At 29.1% G+C, this 15037-nt stretch carries 14 protein-coding genes; 5 read left to right on the top strand and 9 right to left on the bottom strand.

Annotated features, from left to right (window positions below; translation table 11 throughout):
• The first annotated feature begins 22 nt into the window (after positions 1–22).
• The gene (locus AANAER_RS10445) at positions 23–1609 is read left to right on the top strand and encodes a cache domain-containing protein (protein ID WP_129081164.1); all 1587 of its coding nucleotides are present in this window, start codon (positions 23–25) and stop codon (positions 1607–1609) included.
• Position 1610: 1 nt separating this feature from the next.
• Here the strand turns inward: AANAER_RS10445 and AANAER_RS10440 are convergent, their stop codons facing one another.
• From AANAER_RS10440 to AANAER_RS10430, 3 genes are read right to left on the bottom strand one after another with little or no spacing between them, the layout of a single operon-like run.
• Entirely contained in the window at positions 1611–2885 is a 1275-nt protein-coding gene (locus AANAER_RS10440; protein ID WP_129081163.1) for a response regulator, read from the bottom strand.
• A complete protein-coding gene (locus tag AANAER_RS10435; RefSeq protein WP_164969315.1) occupies positions 2878–3612 on the bottom strand; it encodes a response regulator transcription factor in 735 nt (244 codons plus the stop codon). Before AANAER_RS10435 ends, AANAER_RS10440 begins: the two co-directional genes overlap by 8 nt.
• Positions 3613–3661: 49 nt before the next feature.
• Positions 3662–4342 (bottom strand): winged helix-turn-helix domain-containing protein, encoded by a 681-nt coding sequence (locus tag AANAER_RS10430; RefSeq protein WP_129081161.1) that lies wholly within the window; start codon positions 4340–4342, stop codon positions 3662–3664.
• A 121-nt stretch (positions 4343–4463) separates the two neighbouring features.
• On the opposite strand from AANAER_RS10430, the gene AANAER_RS10425 reads away from it, so the two are divergent.
• From AANAER_RS10425 to AANAER_RS10415, 3 genes are read left to right on the top strand one after another with little or no spacing between them, the layout of a single operon-like run.
• The gene (locus tag AANAER_RS10425) at positions 4464–6233 is read left to right on the top strand and encodes a response regulator (RefSeq protein ID WP_129081160.1); all 1770 of its coding nucleotides are present in this window, start codon (positions 4464–4466) and stop codon (positions 6231–6233) included.
• A gap of 11 nt (positions 6234–6244) precedes the next feature.
• Positions 6245–7750 (top strand): sensor histidine kinase, encoded by a 1506-nt coding sequence (locus tag AANAER_RS10420; protein WP_129081159.1) that lies wholly within the window; start codon positions 6245–6247, stop codon positions 7748–7750.
• A complete protein-coding gene (locus tag AANAER_RS10415) occupies positions 7747–8865 on the top strand; it encodes a sensor histidine kinase (RefSeq protein ID WP_044417990.1) in 1119 nt (372 codons plus the stop codon). Before AANAER_RS10420 ends, AANAER_RS10415 begins: the two co-directional genes overlap by 4 nt.
• Before the next feature lie 23 nt (positions 8866–8888).
• On the opposite strand, the gene AANAER_RS10410 is transcribed toward AANAER_RS10415, so the two are convergent.
• Both AANAER_RS10410 and zupT read right to left on the bottom strand, forming a co-directional pair.
• A complete protein-coding gene (locus tag AANAER_RS10410; protein WP_129081158.1) occupies positions 8889–9083 on the bottom strand; it encodes a hypothetical protein in 195 nt (64 codons plus the stop codon).
• A gap of 71 nt (positions 9084–9154) precedes the next feature.
• Positions 9155–9994, bottom strand: a complete 840-nt coding sequence (gene zupT, locus AANAER_RS10405) for a zinc transporter ZupT (protein ID WP_129081157.1) — start codon at positions 9992–9994, stop codon at positions 9155–9157.
• Positions 9995–10102: 108 nt separating this feature from the next.
• Between zupT and AANAER_RS10400 the strand changes: the two genes are divergently transcribed.
• Positions 10103–10654 carry a manganese efflux pump MntP gene (locus AANAER_RS10400; RefSeq protein ID WP_044417994.1) on the top strand — a complete coding sequence of 184 codons (552 nt, stop codon included), beginning with the start codon at positions 10103–10105 and terminating at the stop codon, positions 10652–10654.
• 44 nt (positions 10655–10698) lie between these two features.
• On the opposite strand, the gene AANAER_RS10395 is transcribed toward AANAER_RS10400, so the two are convergent.
• The 4 genes from AANAER_RS10395 to AANAER_RS10380 all read right to left on the bottom strand — a co-directional run bounded on the left by AANAER_RS10395 (position 10699) and on the right by AANAER_RS10380 (position 14865).
• On the bottom strand, positions 10699–11982 hold the full coding sequence (locus tag AANAER_RS10395) for a TRAP transporter large permease (RefSeq protein WP_129081156.1): 1284 nt from the start codon (positions 11980–11982) through the stop codon (positions 10699–10701).
• Positions 11979–12602 carry a TRAP transporter small permease gene (locus AANAER_RS10390; RefSeq protein ID WP_164969314.1) on the bottom strand — a complete coding sequence of 208 codons (624 nt, stop codon included), beginning with the start codon at positions 12600–12602 and terminating at the stop codon, positions 11979–11981. The genes AANAER_RS10395 and AANAER_RS10390 overlap by 4 nt, the downstream gene beginning before the upstream one ends.
• A gap of 3 nt (positions 12603–12605) precedes the next feature.
• A complete protein-coding gene (locus AANAER_RS10385) occupies positions 12606–13667 on the bottom strand; it encodes a TRAP transporter substrate-binding protein (protein WP_129081155.1) in 1062 nt (353 codons plus the stop codon).
• A gap of 175 nt (positions 13668–13842) precedes the next feature.
• The gene (locus AANAER_RS10380; RefSeq protein WP_084593272.1) at positions 13843–14865 is read right to left on the bottom strand and encodes a TRAP transporter substrate-binding protein; all 1023 of its coding nucleotides are present in this window, start codon (positions 14863–14865) and stop codon (positions 13843–13845) included.
• Positions 14866–15037 lie beyond the last annotated feature (172 nt).

Here is a 15037-nt window from a genome sequence, read left to right as displayed (position 1 = left end):
GCCTTATTATTAAAGATATGGTATGATAACAAAAATCCATTTTACGGAAGTTGAAGTGAAGTTTATTAGCGAAAAAAATATCTCAAAAATGATAATCTACATTTTTATAATCATTATGACTACAATGATTTTTCTAATCTCTTATTTTTATGTAAAAAATACTTATGAAGATTTTGAAATTCAGATGGAAAAATTTGTCCAAGATCAATATGATGATCAAAAAAGTGCTTTGAAAAAAGAGATTAACACTATTATTGATATTATAAATTATAATGCAACTAAAAGTGACGAAGATGAAAGGGAGTTAAAAGCAGATACCGTAAGACTTCTAAATAATATAAAATTTAACAGAGATAAAAGCAACTATATTTTCGTATATCAAATTATGAATATGCAAGGAGGAGATAATTTTGCAAAACTTTTGGTAAATCCAAACAGACCCGATCTTTTGGGAAAACCTATCTCAACAAACTATAAAGACAGCAACGGCAAAAAATTTAGAGAAGCTTTTTTAAAAGATATAAGACAAAAGGGTGAATCTTTTACTAAATATACTTATAATAAAGTTTATACCAATGAAGCTAAAATGAAGCTTTCTTATTTTAGATATTTTAAAAGATGGAATTGGGTTATTGCCGTGGGAGTTTATGTTGATGATATAGAAAAAGAGATTGCGATAAACAAAGAGCATCTGAAAAAAAGAGTTCAAAACCAAGTTTTCCAAAATATTCTTCTTTTTTTACTTTTCCTTTCTATGGCAATAGTAATCTCTATTTTAATCTCACAAAAAATCGATGAGGTTTTAAAAAGTTATCAAGAGAGTGTTCACTCAAAATCTCAGGAATTAAAAGAGTTAAATGAGACTTTGGAAAAAAGAGTAGAGCAGGAGATAGAAAAAAACAGAGAACATGAACAGTTGCTGGTACAAAAATCAAGATTTATTGCTTTAGGAGAGATGATCTCAAATATTGCCCATCAATGGAGACAACCTTTGTCGGAGCTTTCTACAATACTTATGTTTATAAAATTCAAATACAATATGGGGCAGCTTGATGAAGAGTTAATGAAAAAAAAATCAAAAGAGGCAGACAGGGTTTTAGAATATATGTCTCATACTATAGATGATTTTAGAAACTTTTTTATGCCTAAAAAAGCAAAAGAGCAATTTAGTTTAAAAACAGCAATGGATTCTATTATGACTATAGTTTCAAGTTCTTTATCAAACAATAGAATTAGTATTACAATTTGTATAGATAATAATCTAAAGTTGAATACCTATTTAAATGAGTTTGAACAGGTTATTTTAAATATTATTACAAATGCAAAAGATATTCTAATAAAAAACAAAATAAAAAAACCCTGGATAAAAATAGATAGTAAAGAGGTAGACGAAAATATAATTATAATCGTAGAAGATAACGGCGGAGGTATAAAAGTAGAGCCCAAAAGCAAAATTTTCGAACCCTATTTTACGACAAAAAATGGCAGTGACGGTACAGGAATAGGGCTTTATATGTCAAAAATTATTGTTGAAAAAAATATGAAAGGGGAATTAAAAGTAAAAGAGGGGAAAGCTGGAGCAAGATTTGAAATAATCTTGCCTAAATAGATTAAAAAGGAAGTATTGATTTGTTTTTCAAAACTTGAGTATTCTCTTTTTGAAGATTTGTTACTAAATCTTTTAAATCTGAGATTCTTTTATTTAGTTTTATCTCTCTTGATACGAAGTCATCGATTTGTTCAACTTTGCTTTGATACTGTTTTTCTTTCTCTTTTAACTCTTTTTCTACTCTGTTTAATTTCCCTTTTATAAGGTTATAAGATTTATATATCTCTTCAAACTGTTTGGTTTTGTCTCTTTTTGTCATTAAATCGATTTTATTATACTCTAAATTGTTTTTTTCATAAGCTTCTAATTGAGAGTGTAACTCTTTTCTTTTCATTTCACTTACTTTATACTTCTCATTTAAAGCGGAAATTGAGAACTCAAGTTCTTGAATCGTTTTTTCTAAAGTCTCTTTTTCTTTATTTATAACATTCAGATTTTTTTTATAATTTGTAAGCTGGCTTAAATAGTTTTTATGGCTTTCTCTTTTTTGTTGTTCCAAATCGGTAACCAAAAATCTTACGGACATATACTCTTTTACGTTGTTTCCTCCTAATTCAAAAATAGGAAAGATTTTTGAGTTAATAAAGTATGTGGATCCGTCTTTTGCCAGATTTTTGTGAATTCCTGTCCAGATTTTACCCGCTTTTATAGTTTCCCACATCTCTTTAAAAAAATCTTTGGGAACATCGGGATGTCTTACTATATTATGAGGTTTTCCTATTAACTCCTCTCTTGAGTAACCTGAAACTTCACAAAATCCGTTATTAACAAAAGTTATAACTCCTTTTGCGTCTGTTTTTGAAACAAGTGCTTCTTGATCTAAAACATCTATATAATTTTTCATCTCTTGTTCTTGTTTTATAAACATTTTTTTATAATAGATATCTTTGCAAACTTTATCAAGTTTTTCATTTACCATATCAAAATCAAGGGGTTTTAATATATAACTCTCCACATGAAGATTTATAGCTTTTAACATTTGTTCAGATTCTGATCTTGCCGTTAAAAATATTACGGGAATCTCTTTGTCATATTTTCTAATATTTTCTAAAACCTCTAAGCCATCCATTTTAGGCATATTTATATCACTTAAAATCAAATCGAATTTTTCATTTTTCGTGAAACTTTCCTGAAATTTCATAAAACCTTCGACACCGTTTTCACAAAGAACTACTTCTCCGAATCTTCTTTTTAAAAATTTACCGAATTTTTCTCTTGCTAAATCTTCGTCTTCAATATAAAGAACTTTAAAAGTTGATGTATCAATTTCATTCATGCTTCATCCTTAATTTATATCCTAAACCATATACGTTTTCTATATTCAGATTAGGTATTTTAACTCTGATTCTTGAGATTAGATTTTTAAGATTTGCTATATTCGAATCTACTTCAATATCATCTTCCCAAAGAGTATATACGATATCTTCAGTGTTTACAACTTGATTGATTCTTCTACATAAAATATCTAAAAACATAATCTCTTTTTTTGTTAATTTAACTTGTTTTTCATCTTTATAAATATATTTTTCTATACTGTCCCAATACAAATCATCACTTAAACAGAGTTTCTGAGATATATTTAGATTCTCTTTTCTTTTTAGACTTTTTCTCATAGTCTTTTCTATACTTTTTAAAAGAGGTTCTATTTCAATAGGTTTTAGAATATAATCGTCAATATCAAGTTTTACAACTTGTAGAAGAGTCTCTAAATCCAATCTTGCGGTTACGAAAATAAAAGGTAGAAGTTCATCTATCTGCCTTATGTTTTCAAGGAGATTAATTCCATTCATAATAGGCATATTAATATCACTTACTACTAAATCAAAAGATTTATTTTGTGAGTGATAGGCTTTAAAAATAGTTAAAGCCTCTTCACCGTTTTTTGCAACTACAATATCATCATAAACCCTGTTTAAAATCTTTACTAATTTTACTTGAGTCAGATAATCATCTTCAACTAACAGTATTCTAATGTTTTTTTCATAATCTTCAATTTTTTCCATAATATATATTCTACTAAAAAAGGTATTACAATAATAATACCATAATTTTTTAAATATAAATATAGTCATTATTAATAGTATATCCCTTTTTTGAAATGTTACTAATAATCTCATAATATGATTTTTCTCTTATTTTATTTACTACGTTTCTAATACTGTAGATAGTACAACTTTTATCATCCCAGACATTAGATACCAACTCCTGATAATCTATGGTTCTATTAATATTCTTTATCAAATATTCAAAAAGTTTAATCTCAAGTTTTGTTAAAGGAACTTCACTGTTTTTGAAATAAAAACGATTCTCTTTTAACAAATAAGAATATCCGTTTTTAAAAATTATTTTGTCTTTTTTTTGTAAAATAATTTGAATATAAATAGAGATATTCTTTAAATTATCATCTTTTAATAGAATATTTTTGATACAAATATTACTAAAGTTGTTCAAATCAATATTTTCAAGTTTTGATATCAGGAAAATTATAGGCGTATTATAATAATCGTTTGAAAATGTTTTAATCAACTCTCTTTTTTCATAATACTCTAAATCAATAATGATTAGATCATATTTTGAAATATTAAGATAATTAGGAATTATTCTTAAAACTTCCACTTTTGTTGAATATGGTCTCAAAGAGTTCTCTATTCTATTACTTATGGCTTTATCGAAACTCAATATTAAAATAGATTTTTCTTTTAAAAATTCACAAGCATCCATTTTCATTGTCATGATAACCTCCTTATTTTTGAGAATTATAACAACAAACAATATTTCAAAAGTACTATTCTTTCATTTAAAAAAAATACTTTTTAAATACCTTTTGTAGTTATAATTCGGCAAAGGATTTGAAATGGTAAATAAAGAGTTTTTAAAAAGATTAAACATTTTATATGTTGAAGATGAGTTTGAAGCTGCAACAAAACTTGTAAAATTTTTAAATAGAGTCTTTAATAATGTATATCTTTGTTTAAATGGGCAAGAGGCTCTTGACACTTTTTCAAAAAAGAGTATAGATTTGGTAATCAGTGATATTAATATGCCTATTGTAGACGGTTTAAGAATGTCTGAAAAGATAAAAGAGATAAACAGCAATACTCCTATTATCTTAACTACGGCAAGAACGGAAACGCAGTGTTTAATAAAAGCAATAGAACTTAATATAGACAGTTATCTTTTAAAACCAATAGAGTTGGATATCTTAATTGAAAAAATCTATGCGATATGTGAAAAAATTGAAGCTTTAGAATCAAAAAAGATTTTAAAACAGTATAAAGAAGCGATAGATGAGAGTACAATCGTCGTTAAATTTAATATAGAAGGGAAAATAACCTTTGTAAACTCTCAATATGAAAAAGTAACAGGGTTTAGTTTAGAAGATGTGAAAGATAAAATTTTTAATTTTAACAGCATAGAAAAATCTTCTATCTTATCTTCTGATATATTAAAATTATTGGAGAGTAAAAAATTTTGGAAAGGTAAACACTCTTGTAAAGGGAAAAATCATAAAAAATATGTATTAAACTCTACTGTTATACCAATAAGAGATAGTAATGAAAAAATAATAGAGTTTATATGTATTTCCAATGATGTTACGGATGATGAAGGTTTGACTAAACTTTTAAAAGTTGAATTAGAAGAGTTTAAAGATACTTTAGTTAGTAAAAGTCATCTTTTAAACGAGTATAAAAGATGTTTGGATAATTCATCGATTTTGATAAATTTGGATAGAAATTTTAGAATATCAAACGTAAACAGTAGATTTTTAAAATTATCGAATTTAAGTATAAATGCATATTTAGGCAAAAGTTTTGATGAAGTATTAAATGATGAAGAAATCTACGGGGAAATTTTTGACTCTTTAGTAAATAAAAATATTAAACAAAAAGTTATCAAGTTTTTGTTTAAAGGCAAAGAGAAATATATTGATTTTACCTTTTCTCCTGTTTTTAATGAAGAGAGTGAAGTTTTTGAGTATTTGGCTGTAGGAAACGATGTAAGTAAAATTATAGAGTTACAGTTGGAGATAGAAAAAACACAAAAAGATTTGATTTTAACTTTAGGTTCTATCGGTGAATCAAGAAGTAAAGAGACTGCAAATCATGTAAGAAGGGTGGCTTTATATTCATATTTGCTGGCAAAAGAGTACGGTTTAAGTGAAGATGAGGCAACTTTGTTAAAAATGGCTTCACCAATGCATGATATAGGAAAAGTGGGAATTCCCGATTATATTTTAAATAAACCCGATAAATTAACGCAAGAAGAGTTTGAAATTATGAAAAGCCATACCACAATAGGCTTTAATATGTTCAAAAATTCAGAAAGAAGAATATTAAAAAGCTCTTCAATAGTAGCCCATGAACATCATGAAAAATGGGACGGAACAGGATATCCAAACAACTTAAAAGGCAAAGAGATTCATGTTTTCGGAAGAATAACGGCTGTTGCCGATGTTTTTGATGCTTTAAGCAGTAAACGATGTTATAAAAAAAGTTGGGATTTAGAAGAGATAAAAGAGTATATGCGTGAAAAAGCAGGTAAAGAGTTTGAACCTAAACTTGTAGATCTACTATTTAAAAATATGAATAAAATAGTAGAAATAAGAAATAAATATAAAGATTAAAAGAGGCTGTTATGCAAGTTAGTAATTTGGAAACTACTTATAAATGTTATAGTTCAATAGGTAATTGCCTGGATTTATCTGAAATGATGAGTGAGGTAGTAAAAACATTTGTTGAACAGACAAATGCTTTTTATGCTCTTTATTGCGTCGAATATGAAAAAAAAGTTGAAGAAATTGCTTCTTTCGGCACTATAACTGAGTTTGAACCAAAACTTTATAAAAATTATACGCAAAGTATTAACAGAGTTGATGAAGAAATGAGTGTAATAATTTTAAGATTGGAGTACGGTTCAATATTTTTAGTGGAAAAAGAGAGTATAGATAAGGATTTTTTCCTAGAAATGTTTAAAAGTTTTATTCCCAAATTAAATTTGAGTATAAAATCTTGTTTAAATATAAAAAAACTAAAAGATACAAATAAGCTTTTAAAAGAGCAAAAAGAGCAGTTGCAGCTAGCAAACAAAGCAAAAGATATTTTTTTGGCAAATATGAGTCATGAACTTAAAACTCCTCTAAATTCTATAAATGTAATCTCTTCTGTAATGAAAGAGAATAGAAGCGAGAACTTAACGCAAAGGGATATTAAAAATTTGCAAATAATAAATAGTTCGGGAAAATATCTTTTGGATTTGATAAATGATGTTTTGGATTTATCAAAACTTGAGTCTAAAAGGGTGGTTGTTGATTATTCTCAAATAAATTTATATAAACTTCTAAAAGAGATATATTCAATGTTTCTTCCTCAAACACAAGAGAAAAAAATCAAATTACATTTTGAATATGATAAAAAAATAACAGAAGTTTACAGCGATGAAAAAAAGATTAAACAGATTGTAAAAAACCTTTTAAGCAATGCGGTTAAATTTGTAGAAGGAGGCAAAGCAATCTATTTAAAAGCAAAAGATGAAGATGACCAGGTAACTATCTCCGTGGAAGATCAGGGAATAGGAATTCCTCAAAATAGATTAAGCGATATCTTTGACAGATTTAAACAAGCAGACAGCAGTACAACAAGGAAGTTTGGAGGTACAGGTTTGGGGCTTGCTATTACAAAAGAGTTGTTGGAGCTTTTAAAAGGTTCGATTTTTGTAAAAAGCGAAGTAGGAAAGGGAACGACTTTTTATGCAACAGTTCCTAAAAACAGTGAAGCAATCAAATGCTTGGATATTCTTGATTTAGAGGAGCAAAGCAGCAAAGTGAATAAAAAAGAAGGAGTTAGAAATGAGACGAAAATACAAGTACATAGAAATATTCTGCTTTACAACACAGATGCGGTAAAGTTTATTAATATAGTAATATTATTACAAAAAGTTCATACTTTAAAACAAGTAACAAACTTGGAAGAACTTTTTCAAAATGCAAACAGTTCTTTTGATGTAATAATCTTAGACAGTGCAGGCATATCAAAGCATGAGTTAAACCTTTTAAAAGAGATATTTAAAAACGATATTTATGTAATAAAAGGTAATATTGTAGATATAACCGATATAGAAGAGTTTATAGGGAGAAGAAGATGAAAAACAGATTTTCAATTTTAATTTTAGATGATGTTGAAGAGAATATTTACTCTTTACAACTTTTAATAGAAGAGTTTGATGTTGATATCTATACTGCTTTAAATGCAAAAGATGCAATACAAATTCTAATGGATAATGATGTAGATTTGATTTTAAGTGATATTCAAATGCCTGATATCGACGGTTTCCAGTTTGTAGAATATATAAAAGGAATTGACAAGTTAAAAGATATTCCTATTATTTTTATTACAGGAATATACGATAAAGATGCTTATCAGCAAAAAGGGTATGATTTAGGTGTAATCGAATATATCTCAAAACCGATTGATGTAAACCTTTTAAGTTCAAAACTAAAAGTATATATTGATCTTTTTCATAAAAACAAAGAGACTAAAGAGTCTTTAAAAGAGGCGAATAAATTAGTTGTTCACAATACTAAAATGGCATCAATAGGAGAGATGATAGGTGTGATTTCACATCAGTTGAAACAACCTCTTAATATTTTGTCTTTATATTGTGATGATATAAAGTATTCATATGATTACGGTGAGTTGGATAAAGAAGCAATAGATGAATTCTCGGAAAATACGAAATTACAAATCCATCATATGAGGGATACCATAGACGGTTTTTTGGAATTTTTTAAATCAAACAAAGATAAAAAAACATTTTCTATCAAAAAAACATTGGACGGAAGTTTTGAATTAGTTGATTCGGTAATAAAGAAAAACAATATAGACCTTGAAATAAATTTTGAAAATGATTTCTCTTTAAAAGGTGTCGAAATGGAATTGACACAAGTTTTAATGAATCTTGTAACAAACTCTATACAAGCATTTCAAGATAGAAATATAGAAGATAGAAAGATTATAATCGAAGTCTATTCAAAAGATGATAAGAACTATTTAACTCTTGCCGATAATGCAGGAGGAATAGATGAAGAAAATTTAGAAAAAGTGTTTGATCCTTATTATACTACAAAAGCCGAAGGTACAGGAATAGGACTTTATATGGTTAAACTCGTAGTTAAAAACTCTTTTGAAGGAAATTTAACTTTGGAAAATTCTAACGTAGGAGTTAAATTTATTATGGAGTTTGATAAAATTCAAGAGTAACTTAAGTTATATTAATTTATAGCTTAGTTACTCAGCTGTAAAAACAAAACACTGTCACTTTTTTTTATTTTAAAGTTTTGTGAGTTAGCTACTTTTTTCACAAGATTTCCCGACAAAAGCACATACCCCACGTTTTGCAACATTTTTTTCTCTTTTTGTGTTAATATATTGGAGATGTTTAAAACTTTATTTTTCCCGTTTTTTATACTTTGGCTCATGACTAATCCTTTATATCCATATATATAACTATATATAAAAAGTGTGTCAAAAGTGTATCAAAACAGTATTTTTAAAATATTTTAAAAGTTAAAAGACTTATTGCCATAATCAACATTCCTAAAACAAGACCTAAGATTGAAGTATGGGCATTTCCGTAAACCCTTGCAGCAGGTAAAAGCTCATCAAAAGAGATATAAATCATAATTCCCGCAACAATTGCAAAAGTGATTCCCAACGTTGCACTGCCCATCAAAGGCAAAAGTAGGAAAAATCCTATAACAGCTCCGATAGGTTCCGCAAGTCCGGATAAAGTAGAGTACCAAAAAGCCTTTTTCTTATTTTGGGTTGCATGATAGATAGGAAGTGAAATTGCCATACCCTCAGGTATATTGTGTATAGCAATTGCCAAAGCAATAGTTACTCCGATAGTCAAATCATCCAAAGAGGAGATAAATGTGGCAAAACCTTCGGGAAAGTTATGAATTCCTATGGCAAGTGCAGTAAAAATACCTGTTCTTTTTAGTTTTGTAATATGTGTTTGTTTTGAATCTTTTAACTCTTCTAATTGATTATATGATTTAGGTTCATGGGGATTTACATCTTCGGGAATAAGTTTGTCGATAAATGCACTTAAAGCAATGCCTAAAAAAAAGCAGCATATAGTTAGAAATTCAGAAAAAACATCATTTGAATATAGATTAAAAAAAGAGTCCTGAGATTTTTTCAAAATCTCCATAAATGAAACATAAATCATAACCCCGGCAGAAAATCCAAGTCCCAGGGAGAGCAGAGTTTCACTCCTTTTTTTTGAAAAAAAAGCGATTATTGCACCTAATGAAGTTGATAAGCCTGCAAATAAAGTTAATAAAAAAGCGTACAGATAATTGTTTAATTCATATGATTCAAGCATAATAATTTTCCACCTTTTTTTATATTTTAGCAAAATTCTTTTAAAGAGGTATATTTTATTATTTAGCTATAATCCCACTTTTAAATAAAATAAAGGATTATATAAGAGATGATAGAAGTATTTCTTTTGGCATTTGCCTTATCTATGGATGCCTTTGCAGTTTCAATAGGTTTAGGTGTAAAAACCAAAAAATTTGATAAATTTTTAGCTTTGAAAATCGGACTGTTTTTCGGTTTTTTTCAAGGTTTTATGCCTCTAATAGGTTATCTAGCAAGTGTTGGAGTGGGAAGTTTTATTGAAACAATAGATCATTGGATTGCCTTTTTTCTTTTAACTTTAATAGGAGGTAAAATGCTTTATGAAAGTTTTGAAGAGAGTACGGAAGAGGAAATAAAAATTGTAACAAACAAGGTTTTGTTAATCTTGGCAATAGCAACAAGTATTGATGCAATGGCTGCTGGATTTACACTCTCTCTTTTGAAACTAAATCCTTATTTATCAATGATTATAATTGCTCTTGTAACATTTGTTTTTTCTATAGTAGGTAATTATATAGGTATAAAAGGCGGAGGTTTTTTAGAAGATAAAGCTGAAAAAATAGGTGGAGTTGTTTTAATTCTTATCGGATTGAAAATTCTAATAGAACAAACTTTATTATAAAATAGAGAGGAGTTAAAATCCCTCTCTACTTTATAAATTTTTAATTAATGCCCATACATTAAATTAGGCAAAAACAGAGAAATCTCAGGTATATATGTAATTAAAATAAGACCTACTAAAATAGTCATGGTCCAAGGGAACGCTGCAACTATTACATCTTTTATACTCATACCAGTAAGCCCGGATGTAACAAACAGATTTAGTCCAACAGGCGGGGACACCATTCCTAACTCCATATTCACCGTAATTAAAATACCAAAATGAATCGGATCAATTCCAAGAGCTACTGCCACAGGAAGCAGTAAAGGAACCATAATCATAATAATAGCACTTGGTTCCATAAATGAACCGGCTAAAATTAGAAGTAAGTTAACCATCAAAAGGAACATATATTTATTTACATTTGCAGCAACAAGTGCTTCAGTGATTTGTTGAGGTATATTTTCAATTGTTAAAAAGTGTGCAAAAAGCATCGCATTTGCGATAATAAACATAATCATTGAAGTAGTTTTAGCAGACTCTAAAGCTGTTGCATAAAGTTCTGAAAGTTTTATATCTTTATAAATAAAAACAGAAACTATAAATGCCCAAACCGCTGCAACTGCCGCTGCTTCAGTAGGAGTAAAAATTCCCCCGTAAATACCACCGATTACTAAAACGATAGTAAAAAGTCCCCACGAAGCATCTTTCATCTTTTTAAGTCTTATTTTAAGAGGTTGCGGTTCTTCTTTTTCAAAACCTAATCTTCTAGCTCCAATATAAGTAATAGTCATCATCATAATCCCAAGCATAAGACCCGGAATTACACCTGCCATAAAAAGTTTACCGATAGATACTTCTGCCGTAACTCCGTAAACAATTAATACAATTGAAGGTGGAATTAAAATACCTAAAGAACCTGCTGTTGCAATAGTTCCCACTGCATATTTTTTTGGATATCCAGCTTGCATAATAGCACCAAACATAATAGATCCGATAGCAACAACTGTTGCCGGAGACGAACCTGAAACAGCTGCAAAAATAATTGATGCAAAAATAGCTGAAATCGGTAATCCTCCGGGTAAGTGACCTACGCATGATTTTGCAAATTCTATAATTCTTTGTGCCGCACTACCTTTACTTAAAAGATTACCTGCAAGAATGAACATTGGAATTGCCATCAATGAGTAGTGTTCAACTTTTTCAAAAATCATTGCCGAAACTTCAATAGGAGAAATATCAGTAAAGATTAAAAGCGTAATAAATGTAGATGCTCCCAAACAGATAGCAATAGGAGTTCCAAGAATAACCAGAAGGAAAAATATTGCAAATAATAAAGCTATACTCATAGTAATCCTCCTGTTTTCTTCTCAACGTCTTTAACCATTTTATTTAGCTCCTTAACATTTTCATTGTTTTTATCTTCTGCTCCAACTCCCATTCCTGCTAAAACTTGTTCTGCTTCACTGTCTTTTAAGACCTCTTCGTGAGGTGTTTTTAAAATAATATATATTTTTTCCAAAACTCTATATGCTGCAAGTGAAAAAGCAATAGGAATTACTAAATAAGGAATCCACATAGGCATACCCCATAAATCAATTGATCTTTCATCCAAATCAATTACCAAAAGAAGATATTCATAACCGTAATATGCAACTGCAATTAAGAATACAAGTGTTACTACATGAGATATAAGTAACATTACTTTTGCAACTTTTGTCGGTACAATATCAAGAATAATTGTTACTGCAATATGTGCATCTTGTTTAAAACAGTATGCCGCTGCAAAAAATACACTCCACAAAAACATTAAAATAGTTAGTTCTGTGGCCCAAACTAATGATGCATCAAAAACATATCTTGCTACAACATTAGTAAATGCGATTGCAACACCGCCTGTAATACCGATTGCTGCAATTGATTGGTTTATAAAACCGATGATTTTACCTAAAATTCTAAAAATAATCATTTTTTACTCCGTCGCTAAAACGCCTTTAATCAAATCTTCACCGATTTTATTTGAATCATAAAAATCGGGGTAGATTTTACTAACGGCTCTTCTCCAAGCATCTTTTTGCTCTTTTGTTAAATTAATAATCTCTAATTTACCGCTTTGTTTTGCATACTCTTTTATCAAGTTAAACTGCTTGGCATTTAACTCTTGAGCATATTCTCTTTGTTTTGCCGTTGCCTCTTTCATAGCCTGTACAACAGCTTTTTGCAAATCTTGCGGTAAAGAGTTCCAAAACTCTTCAGACATTACAACTAAATATCCCAAATAACCATGATTTGTCATAGTCAGGTATTTTTGAACTTCATGGAATTTTTTTGTATAGATGTTAGAAATAGTATTCTCTTGACCATCTATAACTCCTTGTTGTAATCCCGAATAAACTTCCGAAAACGGCATCATTTGCGGATTAGCACCTATTACATTAAATTGCTCTTCTAAAACCTTTGAGGACATAATTCTAAATTTTTGTCCTTTTGCATCTTCAGGCAAAATCAAAGGTTTTTTAGATGAAGACAACTGTTTAAAATTGTTATCCCAAAAAGCTAAAGCAATATAACCTTTTGCATTAACCATATCTTTTAACTTTTGTCCCTCTTTCCCGTCTTGCACTCTATGTATATGAGCCATATCTTTAAAAAGAAACGGCAGATCAAACAGTGCTAGTTGAGGAACAATTTTCCCAAACTTTGAAAAACTCGGTGCCGCCATTTGAACAGTATCGAGTTTTAATGCTTTTAAAACAGCATTATCTTTATAAAGTTGAGATGAAGGATAGACTTGTACATCAATTCTTCCTTCACTCAACTCTTCTAATCTTTTTTCAAAAAAGCTTGCCGCTTTTCCTTTTGGTGTATTTGGGCTAACTACATGAGAAAACTTAAGAATGTATTCACCCAAAATCGGAGCATCTTTTTTCTCTTCAACTTTATGCTCTTTTTCTTTCCCTTTACAACCACTAAAAAACAGTATGGGTAAGATTATGATACTTGATATTACACATTTTAGTGCATATTTTGTCATTTTCTCTCCTTCCTCTATTGTATATAAATTATAATTAAAAGTTATGTAGCTATTATGTACATAAGAAGAAATTTTTAAATTTAAATCTTGTATAAAATCATCTATAAAATAGCAGTTTACGGGAATTTATATAAGAATTTAAACTATCGGAAGAGCCGATAGTTTAAAAGTTAAATTATTTAGTGTTTAATGCACCTTCAATTAAATCTTTTCCGATTTTTCTTTTATTGTAGAATTCAGGATAGATTTTACTTTCAGCTTCTCTCCAAGCCTCTCTTTGTTGGTCATTTAATGTGAATATTTCAAGTTTTCCTGTATCTTTAGCATATTTTTTGATTTCTTCAAACTGCTCTTTGTCTAAAGCTTGTGCCAATTCTCTCTCTTTAGCAGTTGCTTCTTTCATAGCTTGTTTTACGTCAGCTTTTAAATCATCAGGTAAAGAGTTCCAGAATTTTTTAGACATAACTACTAAATATCCTAAATATCCGTGATTTGAAATTGTAAGATATTTTTGTACTTCGTGAAATTTTTTAGTGTAGATATTTGAAATAGGATTTTCAGCTGCATCAATTACACCTTGTTGCAATCCAGAATAAACTTCTGAAAAAGGCATCATTTGAGGATTACCTCCTACAGCTTTCATTTGTGCTTCTAATACTTTAGAAGACATAATTCTAAATTTTTGACCTTCCGCATCTTTTGGCATAAGAATAGGTTTTTGTGAAGATGTAAATTGTTTAAATCCGTTATCCCAGAAATCTAAAGCAATAATACCTTTAGCAGTTACCATATCTTTTAGTTTTGTTCCTACTTCACCGTCTTGTACTCTATGCAAATGATCAATATCTTTAAAGATGAACGGTAAATCAAATAGAGCTAATTGAGGTACGATTTTCCCGAATTTTGAAAATGCAGGTGCTGCCATTTGAACAGAATTAAGTCTTAACGCTTTTACAACTGCATTGTCGTTGTAAAGTTGAGATGACGGATAAACTTGTACATCTATTCTTCCTCCAGATAACTCTTCCAATCTTTTCTCAAAAAAATCCGCCGCTTTTCCCTTTGGCGTATTAGCACTTACAACGTGTGAGAACTTTAACGTATATTCTGCTGCTACTGCAGAAGTTGCCATCATTGCTGCTGCAACTGTTCCTATTACTAGTTTTTTACCTGTAGACAGGATTCCTTTTGTTTCCATTATTTTCACTCCTTATATCAGTTAGAAAAAGAGTATAATCAAAAATTGTGTAAAAGTTATGTACAAAGTAAAAAAAATAGAAAAATCAAGTCTTTTTTTGTATAAAAAATAGAATTTTGCGAAAATCCTTTAAAAAAATCTTAACCAGCGTTTAAACAAAATAAGAGTATAA

Source organism: Halarcobacter anaerophilus, from assembly GCF_006459125.1.
Lineage (GTDB): Bacteria > Campylobacterota > Campylobacteria > Campylobacterales > Arcobacteraceae > Halarcobacter > Halarcobacter anaerophilus.
Note: the sequence above shows the minus strand (reverse complement) of the source record. Positions and strands in the feature narration are given on the sequence as shown.